At 70.5% G+C, this 17,931-nt stretch carries 23 protein-coding genes; 9 read left to right on the plus strand and 14 right to left on the minus strand.

Annotated elements, in window-relative coordinates; genetic code table 11:
* Positions 1-73 precede the first annotated feature (73 nt).
* Positions 74-1,216, plus strand: coding sequence for a PAS domain-containing protein (locus ACTWQR_RS09995; RefSeq protein ID WP_443226591.1), 1,143 nt, complete (start codon positions 74-76; stop codon positions 1,214-1,216).
* Positions 1,217-1,321: 105 nt separating this feature from the next.
* Here ACTWQR_RS09995 and ACTWQR_RS10000 read toward each other — a convergent pair whose 3' ends face one another.
* On the minus strand, positions 1,322-2,116 hold the full coding sequence (locus ACTWQR_RS10000) for an RNA polymerase sigma factor SigF (RefSeq protein WP_443226592.1): 795 nt from the start codon (positions 2,114-2,116) through the stop codon (positions 1,322-1,324).
* A 276-nt stretch (positions 2,117-2,392) separates the two neighbouring features.
* Here ACTWQR_RS10000 and ACTWQR_RS10005 point away from each other — a divergent pair, with 276 nt between their 5' ends.
* Complete coding sequence (locus ACTWQR_RS10005; protein ID WP_443226593.1) at positions 2,393-4,186, plus strand: thiamine pyrophosphate-requiring protein; 1,794 nt, start codon at positions 2,393-2,395, stop codon at positions 4,184-4,186.
* A gap of 189 nt (positions 4,187-4,375) precedes the next feature.
* On the opposite strand, the gene ACTWQR_RS10010 is transcribed toward ACTWQR_RS10005, so the two are convergent.
* Positions 4,376-4,534, minus strand: a complete 159-nt coding sequence (locus ACTWQR_RS10010; protein WP_443226594.1) for a hypothetical protein — start codon at positions 4,532-4,534, stop codon at positions 4,376-4,378.
* A 155-nt stretch (positions 4,535-4,689) separates the two neighbouring features.
* Between ACTWQR_RS10010 and ACTWQR_RS10015 the strand changes: the two genes are divergently transcribed.
* The 3 genes from ACTWQR_RS10015 (at position 4,690) to ACTWQR_RS10025 (ending at position 6,353) form a co-directional block, all read left to right on the plus strand.
* Positions 4,690-5,106, plus strand: coding sequence for a DUF2795 domain-containing protein (locus ACTWQR_RS10015; protein WP_443226595.1), 417 nt, complete (start codon positions 4,690-4,692; stop codon positions 5,104-5,106).
* An 87-nt stretch (positions 5,107-5,193) separates the two neighbouring features.
* The gene (locus tag ACTWQR_RS10020) at positions 5,194-5,637 is read left to right on the plus strand and encodes a CBS domain-containing protein (RefSeq protein ID WP_443226596.1); all 444 of its coding nucleotides are present in this window, start codon (positions 5,194-5,196) and stop codon (positions 5,635-5,637) included.
* 128 nt (positions 5,638-5,765) lie between these two features.
* On the plus strand, positions 5,766-6,353 hold the full coding sequence (locus tag ACTWQR_RS10025) for a type 1 glutamine amidotransferase domain-containing protein (protein ID WP_443226597.1): 588 nt from the start codon (positions 5,766-5,768) through the stop codon (positions 6,351-6,353).
* A 208-nt stretch (positions 6,354-6,561) separates the two neighbouring features.
* Here ACTWQR_RS10025 and ACTWQR_RS10030 read toward each other — a convergent pair whose 3' ends face one another.
* Positions 6,562-6,798 carry a DUF6158 family protein gene (locus ACTWQR_RS10030; RefSeq protein WP_443226598.1) on the minus strand — a complete coding sequence of 79 codons (237 nt, stop codon included), beginning with the start codon at positions 6,796-6,798 and terminating at the stop codon, positions 6,562-6,564.
* Between the two features lie 86 nt (positions 6,799-6,884).
* Here ACTWQR_RS10030 and ACTWQR_RS10035 point away from each other — a divergent pair, with 86 nt between their 5' ends.
* Entirely contained in the window at positions 6,885-7,991 is a 1,107-nt protein-coding gene (locus tag ACTWQR_RS10035) for a baeRF2 domain-containing protein (RefSeq protein WP_443226599.1), read from the plus strand.
* A gap of 117 nt (positions 7,992-8,108) precedes the next feature.
* On the opposite strand, the gene ACTWQR_RS10040 is transcribed toward ACTWQR_RS10035, so the two are convergent.
* Complete coding sequence (locus ACTWQR_RS10040; protein WP_443226600.1) at positions 8,109-9,728, minus strand: ABC-F family ATP-binding cassette domain-containing protein; 1,620 nt, start codon at positions 9,726-9,728, stop codon at positions 8,109-8,111.
* A 107-nt stretch (positions 9,729-9,835) separates the two neighbouring features.
* Here ACTWQR_RS10040 and ACTWQR_RS10045 point away from each other — a divergent pair, with 107 nt between their 5' ends.
* From ACTWQR_RS10045 to ACTWQR_RS10055, 3 genes are all read left to right on the plus strand, one after another.
* Positions 9,836-11,326: a bifunctional phosphatase PAP2/diacylglycerol kinase family protein gene (locus ACTWQR_RS10045; protein ID WP_443226601.1), complete on the plus strand. Its 1,491-nt coding sequence runs from the start codon at positions 9,836-9,838 to the stop codon at positions 11,324-11,326.
* A 133-nt stretch (positions 11,327-11,459) separates the two neighbouring features.
* Complete coding sequence (locus ACTWQR_RS10050; RefSeq protein ID WP_443226602.1) at positions 11,460-12,275, plus strand: class I SAM-dependent methyltransferase; 816 nt, start codon at positions 11,460-11,462, stop codon at positions 12,273-12,275.
* Positions 12,276-12,318: 43 nt separating this feature from the next.
* Positions 12,319-12,489 carry a hydrophobic protein gene (locus ACTWQR_RS10055; protein WP_443226603.1) on the plus strand — a complete coding sequence of 57 codons (171 nt, stop codon included), beginning with the start codon at positions 12,319-12,321 and terminating at the stop codon, positions 12,487-12,489.
* 51 nt (positions 12,490-12,540) lie between these two features.
* On the opposite strand, the gene ACTWQR_RS10060 is transcribed toward ACTWQR_RS10055, so the two are convergent.
* The 10 genes from ACTWQR_RS10060 to ACTWQR_RS10105 are packed head-to-tail and all read right to left on the minus strand — an operon-like array spanning position 12,541 to position 17,904.
* Entirely contained in the window at positions 12,541-12,831 is a 291-nt protein-coding gene (locus ACTWQR_RS10060; protein WP_443226685.1) for a gas vesicle protein K, read from the minus strand.
* A 29-nt stretch (positions 12,832-12,860) separates the two neighbouring features.
* Positions 12,861-13,049, minus strand: coding sequence for a gas vesicle protein (locus ACTWQR_RS10065; RefSeq protein ID WP_443226604.1), 189 nt, complete (start codon positions 13,047-13,049; stop codon positions 12,861-12,863).
* The gene (locus tag ACTWQR_RS10070) at positions 13,046-13,828 is read right to left on the minus strand and encodes a GvpL/GvpF family gas vesicle protein (RefSeq protein WP_443226605.1); all 783 of its coding nucleotides are present in this window, start codon (positions 13,826-13,828) and stop codon (positions 13,046-13,048) included. Before ACTWQR_RS10070 ends, ACTWQR_RS10065 begins: the two co-directional genes overlap by 4 nt.
* A complete protein-coding gene (locus ACTWQR_RS10075; protein WP_443226606.1) occupies positions 13,825-14,226 on the minus strand; it encodes a gas vesicle protein in 402 nt (133 codons plus the stop codon). The genes ACTWQR_RS10070 and ACTWQR_RS10075 overlap by 4 nt, the downstream gene beginning before the upstream one ends.
* Positions 14,223-15,326, minus strand: coding sequence for an SRPBCC family protein (locus tag ACTWQR_RS10080; protein WP_443226607.1), 1,104 nt, complete (start codon positions 15,324-15,326; stop codon positions 14,223-14,225). Before ACTWQR_RS10080 ends, ACTWQR_RS10075 begins: the two co-directional genes overlap by 4 nt.
* Positions 15,319-16,035, minus strand: coding sequence for a DNA primase (locus ACTWQR_RS10085; RefSeq protein WP_443226608.1), 717 nt, complete (start codon positions 16,033-16,035; stop codon positions 15,319-15,321). Before ACTWQR_RS10085 ends, ACTWQR_RS10080 begins: the two co-directional genes overlap by 8 nt.
* Complete coding sequence (locus ACTWQR_RS10090) at positions 16,032-16,295, minus strand: gas vesicle protein GvpG (protein WP_443226609.1); 264 nt, start codon at positions 16,293-16,295, stop codon at positions 16,032-16,034. Before ACTWQR_RS10090 ends, ACTWQR_RS10085 begins: the two co-directional genes overlap by 4 nt.
* Positions 16,296-16,319: 24 nt before the next feature.
* On the minus strand, positions 16,320-17,069 hold the full coding sequence (locus ACTWQR_RS10095) for a GvpL/GvpF family gas vesicle protein (RefSeq protein WP_443226610.1): 750 nt from the start codon (positions 17,067-17,069) through the stop codon (positions 16,320-16,322).
* Entirely contained in the window at positions 17,066-17,497 is a 432-nt protein-coding gene (locus ACTWQR_RS10100) for a gas vesicle structural protein GvpA (RefSeq protein WP_443226611.1), read from the minus strand. Before ACTWQR_RS10100 ends, ACTWQR_RS10095 begins: the two co-directional genes overlap by 4 nt.
* A gap of 53 nt (positions 17,498-17,550) precedes the next feature.
* Positions 17,551-17,904 carry a gas vesicle protein GvpO gene (locus ACTWQR_RS10105; RefSeq protein WP_443226612.1) on the minus strand — a complete coding sequence of 118 codons (354 nt, stop codon included), beginning with the start codon at positions 17,902-17,904 and terminating at the stop codon, positions 17,551-17,553.
* Positions 17,905-17,931 lie beyond the last annotated feature (27 nt).

Raw genomic sequence — 17,931 nt, forward strand, 5'->3', positions numbered from 1 at the left:
TGCGGGGAAAACGAGTTCGAGACGTTCCGCTTCCGCCGCCCCGCGAACGCGTGTGAAGAGCTACGTTCGTCGCATGGCGCAGACGGAGGAGTTCGGTGAGGAACTCGCGGATTTCGTGCGCCGCGTCGCGGAGTTGAAGGCGGCGCGGACCATACCCCATGACGATCTTTCCACCGTGCTGGACGCGGCGATCTTCGAACTCGACCATGTGGCCGACCAGTTGTGGCCCTGGTACGAACGGCTGACCGGCGCCGGCGCGTCCAGGGCACCCTCCGCCGACCGCCAGGAGCAGCAGCTTCTGAAGGCGATCTTCCAGCGGCTGCCGCTGCCCGTCGCGCTGATCGACCGCGAGACCGTGGTCCGCAGGCTGAACTTCGCGACCACCAATTTCACCGGTGTGCGCGCGGGTTACGCGACCGGTCGCCCGCTCACCGGTTTCCTCGCGCACGCCGACCGGGCCGCGTTCCGGTCCCAGACCGCCGCGGTGGCGCGCGGCGAGGGCGACCGCAGTCTCATCGTGCACCTTCAGCAGCGGCCCTCCGTTCCCCTGCGCGCGACGCTCACCGCGCTGCGGCCGAGCGGTGAGCCGCGTACGGCCGTACTGGTGGTGCTCCAGCCCGCCGGTGCGCGGGTGCCCTCGGCGGAGCGCGGTCCCGGACCGGTGCCGGACCTCGGCGAGACGACGCGGCACGCGGCGCTGATGGACCTGCTGGACGCGATGACCACGGCGCTGCTGGCCGAGCCCGCCAAGACGCGGGCCGCGGTGCTGGAGCGGGCCGCCCGGGTGCTGCACGGGCGGTTCGCGGACTGGGTGGTGGCCGACGAGGGGGCCGCACGGCTGTGCCGTACGACCGTCCTCGGCCCGCCGGACCAGTCGGCGAATCAGCGGGACGCGCAGGTCGGGGATCTGGAGGCGCAGGATCCCGCCGCGTGCCCCCTCGTCGTCGAGGCGGCACGCGGCGGTTCCACGGCCCTCCAGGTACGCCCGGAGGACCCGGACGCCTTCGGCCGTGACTCCTCCGGCGCCCCCGTCCTGGTCCGTGCCAACGTCACGTCCCTGCTCTGCGTCCCCCTGACCACCGACGGCGTCGTACAGGGCGTCATCACCCTGTTCCGCACCGGCGCCCGCCTGGCCTTCTCGATGGCGGAGGCCCAGGTGATGGACATGATGTCGCGCCACTTGGCCCTGGTCCTAAGGAACTTGGACCGCAGGTAGGCCCCCCGTCAGGGGGCGCCCATAAGGGGCGCGGGGCTGTGACGCTTTGCGGCTCCGCCGCGTGGGCGCGACCAGCCACAACGGACCCGCAGATCCCCCACCGCCTCAGGCGACATCCTGCAGAACTTGATCCCGCAGCCTGTTGCAGCAACGGCTGATCAACCGGGACACGTGCATCTGCGAGATGCCCAGCTGCTCGGCGATACGGCTCTGGGTCATGTCGCCGAAGAACCGCATGTAGAGGATGGCGCGTTCGCGCTCGGGCAGAGCCTGGAGGCGGGGCTTGACCGCCTCGCGGTCGATGACCACGTCGAGGGCCGGGTCGGCCGCGCCGAGCGCGTCGCTCAGAGAGTATCCGTCCTCGCTGCCCGGGAGTTCGGCGTCGAGCGAGAGGGCGGTGAAGCTCTCCAGTGCCTCGAGGCCGACACGTACGTCCTCCTCGCTCAGCTGCGCGTGCTCGGCGATCTCGGCGATCGTGGGCTGCCGGCCGGAGATGGTCTGGGACAGGTCCTGGCGGGCGAACCGGACCCGGTTGCGAAGGTCCTGGACCCGGCGCGGAACGTGCAGGGTCCACATGTGGTCACGGAAGTGGCGCTTGATCTCACCGGTGACGGTCGGCACGGCGTAACTCTCGAAGGCGTTGCCGCGCTCGGGGTCGTACCGGTCGACGGCCTTGACCAGGCCGAGCGCCGCCACCTGCCGGAGGTCCTCATAGCTCTCGCCACGGCTGCGGAAGCGTCCGGCGAGCCGCTCTGCCATGGGCATCCAGGCCTCGATGATCCGCTCGCGGAGCGTGTCGCGCAGCTGTCCCGGAGGCAGCGCGGCGAGCCTGCGGAAGTCCTCCGCGGTGTCCGGGGCGTCGTCGTGCGGGTGGTGCTTCGCACTCGCGTGAGTGTGCATGGTGCTCGCAACTCCCTTGAGGGGGTGCCTTGGTTGGACGGTCAACCGTGGGAGCGCACCCAGAGCCGGACGGGCACACCCGCGGCGGGGGGATTCACCACTCCCACGGACGTGCCTCCTGTCCGAAGCACTGTGTATTCGGCTGCCCGCCCCCATGCGCGGCAAACACCCCGGCCTCTACGCGGCGCACAACCCGCCGGTTTCCCGGCCCCACGTTTTCCCGGCCTCGCGAGGGTGACTCGGGCGGGGTAACGCCACCACCCGGGGAGGTCCCGCATGAGCACCAAGGTCGCAGACCACGTCCTGCAGCGCCTGCGCGAATGGGGCGTAGAACATGTGTTTGGTTACCCCGGGGACGGCATCAACGGCCTCCTCGCCGCCTGGGGCCGGGCCGAGGACCAGCCGCGCTTCGTCCAGTCGCGGCACGAGGAGATGTCGGCGTTCGAGGCGGTCGGCTACGCGAAGTTCAGCGGGCGCCTCGGGGTGTGCGCCGCGACCTCGGGTCCCGGCGCGATCCACCTGCTCAACGGTCTGTACGACGCCAAACTCGACCACGTGCCGGTGCTCGCGATCGTCGGTCAGACGCACCGCACCGCGATGGGCGGCTCCTACCAGCAGGAGGTCGACCTGCACACGCTGTTCAAGGACGTCGCCTCCGACTTCGTCGAGACGGTGAACGTCCCCGAGCAACTGCCGAACGTCCTGGACCGGGCGATCCGCACCGCCTACGCCCGCCGCGCCCCCACCGCCGTGATCATCCCCGGGGACGTCCAGGACCTCGACTACTCGCCTCCCACCCACGAGTTCAAGATGGTCCCCTCGAGCCTGGACCGCAGCGCGTGGACCGCGATTCCCTCGCAGGACTCCGTGGAGCGGGCGGCCGAGATCCTCAACGCCGGCGACAAGGCGGCGATCCTCATCGGCCAGGGGGCCGCCGGAGCGCAGCCCGAGGTGGAGCGGATCGCCGAGCTGCTCGGCGCGGGCGTCGCCAAGGCGCTGCTCGGCAAGGACGCGCTGAGCGACGAACTCCCGTACGTGACCGGAGCGATCGGCCTCCTCGGCACGCGTCCCTCGTACGAGCTGATGCGCGACTGCGACACCCTGCTGACCATCGGCTCCTCCTTCCCGTACACCCAGTTCATGCCGGAGTTCGGCAAGGCGCGGGGCGTGCAGATCGACATCGATCCGCACATGATCGGGATGCGCTATCCGTACGAGGTGAATCTCGTCGGCGACGCCAAGGCGACGCTTGAGCGGCTGATTCCGCTGCTGGACGCCGACCGCGGGCGCGAGTGGTACGACACCGTGTGCGCGAACGTGACGCGCTGGCGCGAGGTCATGGGGCGCCGGGCGGAGCTGTCCGCCGATCCGATCAACCCGGAGTACGTGGCACGGGCACTCGACCCGCTGCTGCCCGGCAACGCGATCATCACCTCCGACTCCGGGTCGGCGGCGAACTGGTACGCGCGGCATCTGACGCACCGCTCCGGGATGCGCTCCTCGCTGTCGGGGACCCTCGCGACGATGGGCTGCGGGGTGCCGTACGCGATCGGCGCCAAGTTCGCGCACCCGAACAGGCCCGTGATCGCGCTCGTCGGGGACGGCGCCATGCAGATGAACGGGCTCGCGGAAATGATCACGGCGGCGAAGTACCGCCACCAGTGGGAGGACCCGCGGCTCGTCGTGGGCGTCTGGAACAACCACGACCTCAACCAGGTCACCTGGGAGATGCGCGCCATGGAGGGCGCCCCGTCGTTCCTGCCCTCGCAGGAGATCCCGGACGTGCAGTACGCCGCCTTCGCCCGCTCCCTCGGACTGACCGGCCTGCGGGTGGAGAAGCCGGAGGACGTCGAGGCGGGCTGGCGCGCGGGCCTGGAGGCAGACGGCCCCGCCGTGATCGAATTCCTCACCGACCCGGCCGTCCCGCCGATCCCCCCGCACGCCACCTGGGAGCAGATGGAGGCCACCGCCGCGTCCATCCTCAAGGGCGACTCCGACCGCACGTCCATGGTCCGCCAGGGCCTCAAGGCCAAGCTCCAGGAGTTCCTCCCGGGCCACGACCGGCCCTGAGGCACGACGGCGTACGGATCACCTCGCGACCGGCGTGCGGCCCCACGCGCGTACGACCCGCGCATCGGCCCCGGCAGTTCCCATGCCGTACGGAATATCGGCCCCGGGCAGTTCCCATGCCGTACGGACCCGCGCATCGGCCCCCGGCAGTTCCCGTGCCGGGGGCCGAGGTCGTCCGGCCAGTGACTCTCAGTGGCTCAGAGCAGTCCTTCCGGTCTCGTCGGGCTCCGGGACGAGTGGAAGTTCGTCGGGCTGCGACGCGGGCGGGAGCAGCCATTCCTCGTAGCGGCCGAGTGCCAGGACAACGCCGAGCATCAGCACAGGGATGATCACAGCGAATACCGCCATGGGCCTGTCCTTCCCCAGGGTTCCACGGTGGGGGGGTGAAGATCGGGTCTCCCGGTCACGGGCGGACAAACCCCCCGAGTGGAGGTCCTGCCTCCGTGTCGATGCGCGGGGTGCGGGTACACGAGGTTCCACCCCCTGAACACCTGGAGGGAGTCATGCAGCGAGGCAGCGACCGTCTGAGCGTCCACCGGGACGAGGAGATGAAGCATGAACTGCAGGGCCTGCTGAGGTCGGGGCATCCGACCCGGACGGAGGAATGGCACGACCCCGAGCCGACCGCCGACGACGATCTGCCTGTCGCGGGTGGCCCCGTGACACCGGGCACCGTCACCGCCTCCATGGCGGCTGTCCGCCTCGAACTGGCACGGCTCCTGGGCCGTACGTCGTTCCCGGCGGGCCCACGCGAACTGATCGATGTCCTGCGGAGCCGGTACGCGCCGGACACCCTCGTCGAAGCGGTGGAGCGGCTGCCGCGCAAGGCTCGCTACGCCAACGCACGGGAACTGGCCGAGGCCGTCGTGGGCTCCGCGGCCCGGACCGCGGCACCGGAAGAGCCCGCACGGAACGCATAGCCCGCCGCCTCAGGGGTACTGCGGGCGACGTCACGCTGACGTAAACCCGTACTCCGTGAGCGGAGAACGCAGGAAGGGCCCACAGCCATGGCTGTATTCGTGAGGGAAGTCATGACACCAGGTGTCGTCGCCGTCCGCCCCGACGCCTCGCTCGTCGAAGCGGCGCAGCTCATGCGAGCTCAGGACATCGGCGACGTCCTGGTGGCCCGAGACAACGACATCATCGGCGTCCTGACCGACCGCGACATCGCGCTGCGCGCGGTCGCGGACGGCGTGGACCCGCTGACGGTGAGCGCTCAGGCGGTGTGCACACCCAACCCGGTGGTGGTCGGCCCGGACGAGGCCGTGGCGGCCGCGGTCGAGCTGATGCGCGATCACGCCGTACGCCGCCTGCCGGTCGTCCAGGACGGCCTGCCGGTCGGCATGATCAGCCTGGGCGACCTCGCCGTCTCCCAGAACCCGGAGTCGGCCCTCGCGGAGATCAGCCGCGCCGAACCGGACGACTGGCCGGGCGGCAGCACCCGCATGTGAACCCCACATGCGGGTCCCGCGGTCGAACACCGCACCTGGACAAGGCACGTGAACGAACAGGACGAGCAGGACGAGCAGCCGGCGCCGTGGGCCCGCACGAGCCGAGAGAGAAGGACGTGGAAACCGCAATGCGTATCGCGTTTCTGATGGCGCCGGAGGGCGTCGAGCAGATCGAACTCACCGACCCCTGGCACGCCGTGCACGACTCGGGCGGCGAGCCCGTACTGCTGTCGACGAAGCCGGGGCGGATCCAGGCGTTCAACCATCTCGACAAGGCAGACGTCTTCCCCGTGCAGCAGGTCGTCGGCGAAGCCTCGGCCGAGTCCTTCGACGGCCTGGTACTTCCCGGCGGCGTGGCCAATCCGGACGCGCTGCGCATGGACGAGCGGGCCGTGTCGTTCGTACGCGACTTCTTCGAGCAGGGCCGGCCGGTGGCCGCGATCTGCCACGCTCCGTGGACGCTCGTCGAGGCGGACGTGGTCCGCGGCCGCACCCTCACCTCCTGGCCGAGCCTGCGCACCGACATCCGCAACGCGGGCGGCACCTGGGTCGACGAGCAGGTCACGGTCTGCGAGGCCGGGCCCGCGACGCTCGTCACGAGCCGCAGGCCGGACGACCTCAAGGCGTTCTGCGAGGCGTCCCTGGCGGAGTTCTGGAAGCGACGCCAAGGTCACCCCGTGAAGCACGGCTGGCGTCAGCACGTGACGAACAGCTGACGTCAGGACGTGAGCAGCGGCTGACGTCAGGACGTTTACCAGCGGCTGACGTCAGGACGTTTACCAGCGGTTGACGCCGACCGGTTGACGCCGACGATGGCGCGGCCGGCGTCAATCGTGAGGCACGGCTGACGTCAGCGCGCCCAGCGGCAGAGCGGCAGAGCGGCAGAGCGGCAGAGCGAGTGGACCTCAGGTCGGACCGGGCGCTTCAGCTGCCCCCCTCCGACTGCCGTTCCCGCGCCCCCGCTCGGGTCCTGCCCTGGGAAACCGGGCGGCGCGGGTTCCTGCGCAGATACTCGCCCTCCAGTTGCGCCATCCGCTCGTTGTGGGTGCGCAGAGCGTCGTTCGAGCCGTGCAGCAGCGTGTCGTGGCGGGTGCGGTGGATCGTCTCCAGCTCTTTCATCAGCTGCTGGTCGTCCAAGAGGCTCGGGTCGACTCCGGTCATCGTGGTACCCCGATCGTCGTGTCCTTCGGTGCGGTCCGGGTACCCGCCCGGTCAGCAATATCCCGAGCGGCATCCGGGAGGGAGCCATGGATCTCGCCTTTCTCAATCCACTTTACGAACATCGGGGGCCCTGGGCCTCCGTGTACATCGACACCTCCCGGCACACGGAGGACACACCGCACGAAAGGTCGCTGACTGCCCAGGCGGCGGCCAGAGAGCTCGCCGGGCAAGGCGCTGACGAGTCCACCTGCGAGGCCGTCCGGACGGCGCTGGAAGAGCTGCGGCACTCCACCGAGCCGCACGGCCGGGCGGTGTTCGCCACCGGCGGCGAGGTGATCCTCGACCCGCCCCTGGCCGCGAACCCCGGAGTCCTGTCCGTCCACTGGTCGGCGCTGCCGCACACCGCGCCGCTGCTGGACCTGGTCGGTGAGGACCCGCTGTCCGTGGTCGCCTACATCGACCGCAAGGGCGCGGACTTCGAACTGCGGGGCGCGCGGGGCAGCCGGGACGCGGGCACCGTGGCCGGACGGCAGTGGCCCGTGCACCGGACCACCTCCATCGACTGGTCCGAGCGGCACTTCCAGCTCAAGGTCGAGAACACCTGGGAACACAACGCCGCGGAGATCGCCGACGCGCTCGCCGTGTGCCAGGAGGAGACCCGGGCCGACCTGCTGATCCTCGTCGGCGACGACCGTGAGCGACGGGCCGTGCGCGAACGGCTGCCGCAACGGCTGCACGACCGCGTGGTCGAGGCCCCGCACGGGCCCGGCAGCAGGCTCCTCGACGAGGACGTGGAGCGGGCCCGCGCGGAGCACGTGCACCGCAGGGCGGCCGACGAACTGGAGCGGTTCCTGGCGGCCCGGGTACCCGACGCGGACGGCCACGTCGGCGCCGTGGAGGGCGTGCCCGCGCTGGTCGAGGCGGCCCGGGAGCACCGGATCGAGGAGCTCCTGATCCGCCCGGACGGCCCTGACGCGCACCGCGAGGTGTGGATCGGCGAGGACCCGGACCAGCTGGCGGTACGGCGTACGGAAACCAAGCCGCTCGGCGAGACCCACCCCTGGCCGGCCCGCGCGGACGACGCGCTCCTGCGGTCGGCGTTCGCGACCGGCGCGCCCGCGCTGTCGGTGACGGCGGCCGGCCCGCAGGAGGTGCCGGTGGGCGGCTTGGGCGCACTGCTGCGTTGGGCATAAGGGGCGCGGCCCTGCGGTGGCGCGCCCCTGGAAGGGGCGCGGGGAACTGCGCGACAAGCCCCCACCGGCCCGCAGCGTCAATACCAACGCGCCCCGCGGAGCGTTCCCGTGGAGGGTTCAGCGATCCCGCTGAACCCTCCGCTCGTCCCAGACCGGCTCACTCGTCTCGCGCACACGCCCATCGCTGCCGAACACCAGATAACGGTCGAAGGAGCGGGCGAACCAGCGGTCATGAGTGACCGCGAGGACCGTGCCTTCGTACGCCTCGAGACCTTCCTGGAGGGCTTCCGCCGACTCCAGGTCCAGGTTGTCGGTGGGCTCGTCGAGGAGCAGGGCCGTGGACCCCTCCAGCTCCAGGAGGAGGATCTGGAAACGGGCCTGCTGACCACCGGAGAGCCGGTCGAAGCGCTGCTCCGCCTGGCCCGTCAGCTCGTAGCGCCGCAGCCGGGACATCGCGGCACCGCGGTCCTGCGCGTACTCGGTCCACAGGATGTCGAGGAGGAGGCGCCCCTCCAGCTCCGGGTGGGCGTGGGTCTGCGCGAAGTGGCCGGGCACGACGCGCGCGCCGAGCTTCCAGTCCCCGGTGTGCGCCACGTCGCCGCCCGCCAGGAGCCGCAGGAAGTGCGACTTGCCGGAGCCGTTCGAGCCGAGCACGGCGACCCGCTCGCCGTAGAAGACCTCCAGATCGAAGGGTTTCATCAGCCCGGTGAGCTCAAGTCCCTTGCAGGTGACGGCCCTTACGCCCGTCCGGCCACCGTGCAGGCGCATCGTGATGTCCTGCTCGCGCGGCGGCTCCGGCGGCGGCCCGGCCTCCTCGAACTTGCGCAACCTGGTCTGCGCGGCCGCGTACCGCGAGGCCATGTCAGGGCTGATCGCGGCGGCCTGCCGCAGGTTGAGCACCAGCTTCTTCAGCTGCGCGTGCTTCTCGTCCCAGCGCCGCCGCAGCTCCTCGAAGCGCGCGAAGCGCGCGCGCCGTGCCTCGTGGTACGTGGCGAAGCCGCCGCCGTGCACCCAGGCGTCGGCCCCGGCGGGACCCGGCTCCACGCTCACGATCTTCTCGGCGGAGCGGGCCAGCAGCTCCCGGTCGTGGGAGACGAACAGGACCGTCTTACGGGTCTCCCGCAGCCGCTCCTCCAGCCAGCGCTTGCCGGGCACGTCGAGGTAGTTGTCCGGCTCGTCGAGCAGCAGCACCTCGTCGGTACCGCGCAGCAGCGCCTCCAGTACGAGCCGCTTCTGCTCACCGCCGGAGAGCGTGCGCACCTCGCGGAACTGCGCCTTGTCGTAGGGCACGCCGAGCGCGGCCATGGTGCAGATGTCCCAGAGCGTCTCGGCCTCGTACCCCTGGACCTCGGCCCAGTCGGAGAGCGCCTGCGCGTACTGCATCTGGGCGGCCTCGTCGTCGACCGTCATGATGGCGTGCTCGGCGCGGTCGACGGCCTGGGCCGCCTCGCGGATCCGGGGCTGCGCGACCGACACGAGCAGGTCGCGCACGGTCGTCTCGTCCCGTACGGATCCGACGAACTGGCGCATCACGCCGAGTCCGCCGCTCACCGTGACCGTGCCGCCGTGCGGCTTCAGCTCCCCCGAGATCAGGCGCAGCAGTGTCGTCTTCCCGGCCCCGTTGGGCCCCACCAGCGCGACCGAGGCCCCTTCGCCCACCCGGAAGGACACATCGCCGAGGAGCGCCCTCCCGTCGGGGAGGTAGTACTCGAGGTGCGCGGCTTCCAGATGTCCCATGGTTGCGCATTGTCCGGGGCGGGCGGGCGCGCGGCAAACGGGTTACGAGACGGGCCGGCGGCGGGCGGTTGTGCGAGGTATGGGCCTGCCGGGGTACACGCATTCCCATGACCGCAGACGTAGACCTCACCGTCCCGGAGTCCGGGCACGCCCTTCGCGACCGGCTGCTGGCCCTGGACTGCCGCCTCTTCGAGGCCGTCGCGGCCCGGCACTGGCCGGGCGCCGACCCCTTCCTGCCGAGGCTGAGCCACAGCGCGAACCACGGAGTGCTGTGGTTCGGCACGGCAGCGGCGCTCGCGGCCACGCGCTCGCCGCGGGCCCGCCGCGCGGCCGTCCGCGGTATCGCCTCGCTCGCCCTCGCCTCGGCCACCATCAACACGCTCGGCAAGCGCTCGGTGCGCCGTCCGCGCCCGCTCCTCGACGCGGTGCCGCTGATCCGGCAGCTGAAGCGGCAGCCGATCACCACCTCGTTCCCCTCGGGCCACTCCGCGTCGGCGGCGGCCTTCGCGATGGGCGTCGCCCTTGAATCCCGCTCCCTGGGCTCGGCGGTGGCCCCGGTGGCCGCCGCGGTGGCCCTCTCCCGCGTCTACACGGGTGTGCACTTCCCGAGCGACGTGCTCGCCGGGGCCGCACTCGGCGCGGGCGCCGCCTTCGCCGTACGCGGCCTCGTGCCGACCCGGGACCAGCTGCCGCCCCCGGGCCGCCCGCGCGTGGACGCGCCCGCGCTGCCGGACGGGCAGGGCCTGGTCCTCGTGGCCAACAGGGCGGCGGCCACCTCGGACCGCGTACGCGCGCTGGCCGTCGCGCTGCCGCTCGCCGAGGTCGTGGTGTGCGAAGCGGCGGACCTGTCGGCCGAGTTGGAGAAGGCGGCGGCCCGCGCCCAGGTGCTGGGCGTGTGCGGCGGCGACGGCACCGTGAACGCCGCCGCCGAGGTGGCACTGCGCCACACCCTGCCGCTCGCGGTGCTGCCCGGCGGCACGCTCAACCACTTCGCGCAGGACCTGGGCGTCGAGGACGTACGCGATCTGAGCCGGGCCGTGCGGCAGGGCGATGCCGTACGGGTGGACGTGGGCTACTTCTCCACCGGCGACCGGGAGGGCTGCTTCCTCAACACCTGCAGCCTGGGCGTCTATCCGGAGCTGGTGCGCGAGCGGGACCGCTGGTCGAAGCGGATCGGCCCCTGGCCGGCCGGGGTGGTCGCGGCCGTGCGCGTGCTGCGTGCCGACCGGCATCCCCTGCGGGCCGAATTCGGCGGCAGGGAACGGCCGTTGTGGCTGCTGTTCGCCGGCAACGGCATGTACCGCCGGATGGGCCTGACTCCCGGCCGCCGCTTCGATCTCGCGGACGGCCGCCTGGACGTACGGGTGGTGCACGGAGGCCGCGTTCCCGCCGTCCGGCTCCTCGCGGCGGCCGTCGCGGGACCGCTGACCCGCTCGCCCGTGCACGCGGCCGTCCGCGTCGGCAAGCTGCGTGTGGAGGGCGTCGAGCCCGGCACGCTGCTCGCGTACGACGGTGAGGTCACCACGGTCGAGGGCGAGGTGACGCTCGAAAAGCTGCCCGAGGCACTGACGGTCTACCGGCCGCTCACCCATCGCTGATCACCGTCACTGATCACCTGTCGCTGATCACCGTCACCGATCATCCGTCAGTCCACATAGCAAGATACGAGTCTCATCATTCGACATGAAGGCGTACGGTGACACGTATCGCTCTCGATGGAATGGGGACGCCATGTCGAAGGAGACCGCCGTCTACACGCACGGCCATCACGAGTCCGTGCTTCGCTCGCACACCTGGCGCACGGCCGCCAACTCGGCGGCCTACCTCCTCGACTCGCTCAAGCCCCACATGAAGATCCTGGACATCGGCTGCGGTCCCGGCACCATCACCGCCGACCTGGCGGAGCTGGTGCCGGACGGCCATGTCACCGCCGTCGACCACGCGCCGGGCATCCTCGGCCAGGCTCGGGCCACGGCCACCGAACGGGGCCTGGAGAACGTCGAGTTCGCGGTCGCGGACGTCCACGCGCTGGACTACCCGGACGACACCTTCTGCGTCGTCCACGCGCACCAGGTGCTGCAACACGTGGGCGACCCCGTGCGGGCGCTGCGCGAGATGTACCGGGTCACCAAGCCGGGTGGCTTCGTGGCCGTCCGTGACGCGGACTACGCGGCGATGACCTGGTATCCGCTGTCCGAGGGTTTGGACGACTGGCTGGACCTGTACCGGCGCGTGGCCCGCGCCAACGGCGGTGAGCCGGACGCCGGGCGCCGACTCAAGTCCTGGGCGCTGCGGGCCGGTTTCACCGACATCACCGCCTCGTCGAGCACCTGGTGTTACGCCACCGCGGAGGAGCGGGCCTGGTGGAGCGGCCTGTGGGCCGACCGCACGGTCGCCTCCGCCTACGCGGACCGCGCCACGGAGGGCGGCCACGCGACCGACGGCCAACTGCGCGCGGTGTCGGACGCGTGGCGGGAATGGGGGCGGCGGGAGGACGCCTGGTTCTCCGTCCTGCACGGGGAAATTCTCTGCCGCAAGCCGGCCTGATTTCCTGCCGCCGGGAAACCCGGACAGCAGGAGGTATCACACTATGGTTCCCATCCTGTTGGTACTGCTTCTGGCGCTGCTTCTCTTCGGCGCCGGCTTCGCGGTGAAACTGCTCTGGTGGATCGCGCTGGTGGTTCTCGTCGTGTGGCTGCTGGGATTCCTGGTACGCGGAACGAGCGCGACCGGTACCAGGGGACGCTGGTATCGCTGGTAGTTCTCTTCCCGTAGTTCCACTCCCCGGGATTCCTGGGAAATTCCCGTACTTCTATTCCCTGGGGAGTAGCGGCCCGAGCGGCCCGAGGTCCAGATTGAGGTCCTCGGGCCGCAGTCCGTAGCGCTCGCGCAGCTCGGTCATGCGGTCGTCGAGGAGCATCAGCGTGAGGCCGATCCGCTCTTCCTGATCCTCCGTCAACTCCCCTGTGTCGAAGCGGCGCAGCGCCTGCCGCTCCATCAACTGGCGCAGCAGCTCCACCACGGTCAGCACGAGCTTGACCAGGTCCCGTTCCACGGTGTCGGGTTCGAGGTCCAGACGGTTCCGCCGGGTCCTCCCGTGCACATCGCCGGTCACGCTTTCACCTTCCTGTGTCACGGCAACTCCCGGAAGGGCGAGGGGACTTGTTCATTCACCGAGCTGATCAGCGCGTTCAGGTCGATACGTACGAGATCGACGTCCGCGATCCTCAGCGTGAGGTCCCCGGTGATGACGACTCCACCCGCGAGCAGCCGGTCGAGCAGGTCGACGAGGGCGATCTCCCGGCGTTCGACGACGGTCACGCGCCCTCCTCCCCCGCCGGGCCGCTGAAGGAGTACGCCGCCCAGGGCCCGGTGAGTTCCACCCGCAGGCCCGGCTCGTCCGACTTCGTACGGTCCACCAGTTCCACGAATTCCTCGGATTCCGAACGTGGCACCAGATAGGCGGCGTTGAGCACGTTCTGACCGGCGGCACGGGAAAGCGCCGCGTTCTGCGGCGCGTGGATCCGGGCGTCCTCCGCGTGCCCGGAAAGGTGGTGGTGCAGCCGACGCGCGAATTCCTCGGCGTGCTCCCACTTCTCTTCCTGTGCTCTGCGCCGGCTGCTCCGCTGCCGCAGATAGTCGCGTCCCGTCCCGGCTTTCCCGGCAGGCTGCCGCGTTTCCGGAGCCGCTGAGGACTCCGTGAATTCCGCGTATACCTTCACGCCCCATTCGACCCGCCCCTCGAGCCGGTCGAGCGTCCGCAGGAAGGTCTCCTCGCGCGCCTCCATCATCGTGCGTACGCCGCTGTCGTCCCGGAAGACGGTGGCGAGCCGCAGCGGCAGCGGCGAGGTGACGACGGTGAGCGCGTCGATCACGCTCTGGTGGGCCCGTGCGGTCGCGGCGAGCCAGTCCAGGTCCTCCAGGTGGGCCCGCAGCGGCTCCTCGGCGAAGTCCGCCTCCGGTACGTGGCTGACGACGGCGACCAGCCCGTGGTGGGTCAGCCGCTTGGGCGGCATGCCCGCGACGACGCCCGTCAGCTGGGCCGGCAGCGTCGTGCCGAAGGGGCGGCAGACGGCGTAGACGTAGCGCAGACCGCTCACGGGGCCTCCTCCCCTGTGCGTGTACGTTCGCGCTCCTCCGTACGTTCGCGCTCGCCCGTACGTCCTCGATCCTCCGTGGGTTCGTACTCGCGCCCGCGTTCCAGTTCGGCGACGTGCGCGCGCAACTCGGCGTTCTCGCGGGCGAGTTCGTTGCGGCGGGCGCGCGAGGAGAGTTCCGGATCGGTCTCCCACCAGTCGATGCCCATCTCCTTCGCCTTGTCGACGGAGGCGACGATGAGCCGCAGCTTGATGGTGAGCAGCTCGATGTCGAGCAGGTTGATGCGGATGTCGCCCGCGATAACGATGCCCTTGTCCAGCACCCGTTCGAGGATGTCGGCGAGGTTGGCGCTGCTGCCCTCGTGTCCGTAAGGATCGGGGAAGCGCTGAGCCGTGGTCATCGACGGCTCCGAGGCCGGGGCTCCACGGCCTCGGCGTCTTCGTACGGTTCCTCCGCCGCTTCTTCCATGTCACCCTCTTCGTCTTCCTCTTCTTCGCCGTAAGCGCGCTTCCCCTCGTCGTCGTCCGCCTCCTCGTCCGCCTCCTCGTCCTCGTCCTCGTACTCGCCCTCCGCCTCCAGGGGCTCCTCCTCGTCCTCGGGGCCCTCCTCGTCCTCAGGGGCCTCGTCACTCTCCTCCTCCGCGAGCGCGTCCTCGTGGCTGCGGACCACCTCGCCGTCGCGGATCTCGCCGCGCCAGCTGTCCTCGGCCTCGCCCTTGATCGTGATGAAGCGGGCGAAGTTCTTGAGGTCGAGGCGCGCTCTGCGGCCCTGCGCGCGCCAGATGTTGCCGGTCTTCTCGAACAGACCCTGGGGGTAGTACTCGATGACCAGCAGAATGCGGGTGAGGTTCTCGGCGAGCGGGTGGAAGGAGACGACGCCCTTCGTCGTGCCCTTGGCGCCCTCCGACGTCCAGGAGATCCGGTCGTCCGCCACCTGCTCCTTGGTGTTGGCCTTCCAGCTGCGGTTGGACCAGAAGACCTTGAGCTGCCAGTCGGAGGTGGTGTCGTCGACGCGGTTCGCGCCTTTGACGCCCTTCGCGAAGGTGCTGAAGTCCTGGTACTGGGTCCATTGGTCGTACGCGGTGCGCAGCGGCACGCCGACGTCGATGAACTCCATGATGACCGTGGGCTTCTTGCCTGCGCTGCCCTTGCGTTTGCCCTTGCCGCCGGTCATGTTCTTGAAGGCGCCGACCACCTTGTCCTTGGCCCGGCCCGCGCCGAGCTCGAGGGCGGACCTCAGCGGCCCCTTGCCCTCGGCCACCTTGCGCCCGCCGTCAAGAGCGAGCTTGGCGAAGCCGGGACTGTTGCCCTCGGCGATGTCGTTGAGCTTGCCCGTCGTCGCGCCGAGCTTGTGCCCGACCCCGACCAGCATCCGCTGGGCCTGGGCGGACAGATACGCCTGGGCTTCTTCCTTGAGCCGGTCGGCGGCCTCGCTGTGGGCGACTTCGGTCAGCGGGTTCTTCTTCGCCCGGTCCGTCGCGGCCCCCAGAGTGTCAGTCATCGTCACCGCCTCCCTTCACCCGGGGCCGGTTGGAGCGGCGTGCGGAGGTCCTCGCTCCGGCCGCCTTCTTCCCCGGAGCCTTCTTGGCGGCCTTCGCCGCCGTCTTCTTGGCGGGAGCCTTCTTCGCGGAGGGCTTCCGCTGCGCCGCCTTGGCAGGAGCCTTCTTGGCGGCAGCCGTCCGCTCGGAAGCCTTCCTCCGCGACCGGGGCTCGTCCTCCGCGGGCTCCTCCTCGGAAGAGGCTTCCTCCGCCTCCTCCTCCGCCTCCTCGCTGTCGGCCTCGTCGGACGACTCCTCGTACTCGTCCTCCGGCTCGTCGTACTCGTCGTCCGCCTCGCGCGATTCGTCTTCGTCGCCGAGCCCCGGTACGTCCGGCCCCGGTACGTCCCGGACCACGCCCGCGAGCTGGTCGCGCACCTCGGCGGTCCGTCCGTGCAGCCGGTCGGCGAGGCCATCGATCTGCCGCTCGACCAGCGCACCGGAGGCGGCCTTCCCCACCCCGCGCAGGTCCTCGCGCAGCTGGTCCCCGATCTCCTTGAACTGCGGGTTGTTCTGCAGCTGTTGAGATGCCAGGTCCGCGAGTGCCCGCGGGCTCAGATGCATCCGTTTGCCGGCCACCATCGTGCCGACGGCGAACGCCAGTTTCATCTTCTTCGTACGTCCGAGGACGTATCCGGCTCCTACGGCGAGGCCCAGCCCTACTCGATTCATTGTGGCGTCCCGTTACCTGGTCCGGTGTTTCTGGTCATGGCGATCTCCAGCCGGTCGAGCAGCTCGTCCTCCTGGCGGTCGAACTCCGCTTCGTCGATCTCGCCCGCCTCGAGCCGTTCCTCGAGCCGACCGAGTTCGGCTCGGATCGCCGCCGGGTCGTAGTACTCGCGCTCGGCCTCGGCCAGAGCCTGTTTGATGGCCCAGAGACTGCCGCGCACGGGGGCGAACGGCAGCAGCAGGACCTCTCCGATCAGCCCCATCTCCTCAGCTCCTCGGTCTCGGCGTCATCGCCCGGTCCCGGCGGGCTCGGACGGCCCCGGTTCGACGAAGCTGTAGGGCGGCAGTGGCCCGTTGACGCGCACTTCGAGGTGCGGATGCCCCTTGCGGACCTGTTCGACCGCGCTGAGGAACACCTCTGCCGACTCGCGCTCCACCAGGAACGACACGTTGGCCAGCCACCCGGTGGACTCGGGGCCCACGCTCATGGCGTCGGCGACCGGCTCCAGGGTGTGCTGCAGGTCGACCGCGTCCTCCGCCTCACGGGACTTCAGCGCGGCCACCACCAGCTCGCCGAGCCGCAGCCGCTGCTCGTAAGTGCCGCCGCCCGCCTGCCGGTTGGCCTCGGTGATCGCGCGGATCTCGGGGTTCTCGGCCATCACACGGTGCAGTACGGCCTCTTCGTTGTGGTTGGCCTTGACGTTGTACTCGACCTTGCCCGCCAGCGTTCCGAGGCGCTCCTTGTAGTGGTCGGAGCGCTCGGCGAGCACACCGGCGACGGCCTCGTCGTCCGGTGCGAGGCTGCCGAAGCGCATGGGCAGCACGGGGCCGCCCGCACCCGTCTCGGCCAGCACGTTCTGGTGGGCGAGCAGGTCCTTGCGCTTGGGCCGCAGTCCTTCGGGGGCGTCACTGACGATCGCGGCGAGGCCGCCCGCCTTGACGATACGGACCGGCCGCTCCGGGTCGCCGACCCCGCCCATGCCGTCGGGAAGCGCAGGATGCGAGTCGGCCGCGATGCCGTAGACGTACGTGCTCACTCCTGCTCCTCCTTCCGGCGCGAGGTGGGGGCCTTGCGGGCGCGCGGCCTGGACTCCCTGGACTCGGTCTGGGCTTCCTCGCGGGACTGCTTGAAGGCGTCGGAGATGGTCTCCGCGGCGCCGGACAGCGCCCCCTTGGACTTGCCGCGCGCACCGGACTCGGTGATCTCCCCGACGAGGTCGGGGACTCCGGGGCTCTTGCGGGGCCCGGCCTCCAGGTCGAGCCGGTTACAGGCCTCCGCGAAGCGCAGATACGTGTCGACGCTGGCGATGACGACGCGGACGTCGATCTTCAGGATCTCGATGCCGACGAGGGAGACCCGGACGAAGGCGTCGATGACGAGCCCTCGGTCCAGGACGAGCTCCAGGACGTCGTACAGGCCACTGGTGCCTCCGCCGCCGGTCTGCTGTGCCGGGACAACGGTCATGCCGACCGTGCCTCCTTGTCTGTTGTGGGTGCCTGAGCGGGGGGGTGGGCGGCCTACCGGCCGCCCTGCCTGTGTGCGTCGGCCCTCCCGCGTTCGTAGCGGCGGACGCGTCGGTAGCCGGTGAGTTCGCCCTGCGGATCGAGGTTCACCTCGTAGCTCGCGAGCAGGCTCATCGTGTCGGGGACCCTGACGAGTTCCAGGACCTCGATCTCCAGCGTCCAGCCGTCCTCCGTGCGCTCGAAGGACGACACGGACTCGGCCGCCATGCCGGTCAGCTCCGCGAGCTGGGCACGCGCGTGGCGTAGCACCTCCATGGGGCCCGGCACGTCATCCGCCTCGCCTTTTTGCCTCTCCTTGGATGATTTCGATGAATTTTGTGAACCTGGTGTGCTCGATGTGTTCGACATGGCCACCTCGCACTCCGAGTGGCCCGG

The organism is Streptomyces sp. 2A115 (assembly GCF_052245575.1).
Taxonomy (GTDB): domain Bacteria; phylum Actinomycetota; class Actinomycetes; order Streptomycetales; family Streptomycetaceae; genus Streptomyces.

Bases quoted from the DNA above. Each gene is read 5' to 3' on its own strand.
- ACTWQR_RS10075 (WP_443226606.1), bottom strand. From the start codon at position 14,226: ATGACCACGGCTCAGCGCTTCCCCGATCCTTACGGACACGAGGGCAGC.
- ACTWQR_RS10030 (WP_443226598.1), bottom strand. From the start codon at position 6,798: ATGACCGGAGTCGACCCGAGCCTCTTGGACGACCAGCAGCTGATGAAA.
- ACTWQR_RS10055 (WP_443226603.1), top strand. From the start codon at position 12,319: ATGGTTCCCATCCTGTTGGTACTGCTTCTGGCGCTGCTTCTCTTCGGC.
- ACTWQR_RS10035 (WP_443226599.1), top strand. From the start codon at position 6,885: ATGGATCTCGCCTTTCTCAATCCACTTTACGAACATCGGGGGCCCTGG.
- ACTWQR_RS10005 (WP_443226593.1), top strand. From the start codon at position 2,393: ATGAGCACCAAGGTCGCAGACCACGTCCTGCAGCGCCTGCGCGAATGG.
- ACTWQR_RS10080 (WP_443226607.1), bottom strand. From the start codon at position 15,326: ATGACTGACACTCTGGGGGCCGCGACGGACCGGGCGAAGAAGAACCCG.
- ACTWQR_RS10025 (WP_443226597.1), top strand. From the start codon at position 5,766: ATGCGTATCGCGTTTCTGATGGCGCCGGAGGGCGTCGAGCAGATCGAA.
- ACTWQR_RS10040 (WP_443226600.1), bottom strand. From the start codon at position 9,728: ATGGGACATCTGGAAGCCGCGCACCTCGAGTACTACCTCCCCGACGGG.
- ACTWQR_RS10105 (WP_443226612.1), bottom strand. From the start codon at position 17,904: ATGTCGAACACATCGAGCACACCAGGTTCACAAAATTCATCGAAATCA.
- ACTWQR_RS10015 (WP_443226595.1), top strand. From the start codon at position 4,690: ATGCAGCGAGGCAGCGACCGTCTGAGCGTCCACCGGGACGAGGAGATG.
- ACTWQR_RS10020 (WP_443226596.1), top strand. From the start codon at position 5,194: ATGGCTGTATTCGTGAGGGAAGTCATGACACCAGGTGTCGTCGCCGTC.
- ACTWQR_RS10085 (WP_443226608.1), bottom strand. From the start codon at position 16,035: ATGAATCGAGTAGGGCTGGGCCTCGCCGTAGGAGCCGGATACGTCCTC.
- ACTWQR_RS09995 (WP_443226591.1), top strand. From the start codon at position 74: ATGGCGCAGACGGAGGAGTTCGGTGAGGAACTCGCGGATTTCGTGCGC.
- ACTWQR_RS10010 (WP_443226594.1), bottom strand. From the start codon at position 4,534: ATGGCGGTATTCGCTGTGATCATCCCTGTGCTGATGCTCGGCGTTGTC.
- ACTWQR_RS10050 (WP_443226602.1), top strand. From the start codon at position 11,460: ATGTCGAAGGAGACCGCCGTCTACACGCACGGCCATCACGAGTCCGTG.
- ACTWQR_RS10045 (WP_443226601.1), top strand. From the start codon at position 9,836: ATGACCGCAGACGTAGACCTCACCGTCCCGGAGTCCGGGCACGCCCTT.
- ACTWQR_RS10000 (WP_443226592.1), bottom strand. From the start codon at position 2,116: ATGCACACTCACGCGAGTGCGAAGCACCACCCGCACGACGACGCCCCG.
- ACTWQR_RS10100 (WP_443226611.1), bottom strand. From the start codon at position 17,497: ATGACCGTTGTCCCGGCACAGCAGACCGGCGGCGGAGGCACCAGTGGC.
- ACTWQR_RS10090 (WP_443226609.1), bottom strand. From the start codon at position 16,295: ATGGGGCTGATCGGAGAGGTCCTGCTGCTGCCGTTCGCCCCCGTGCGC.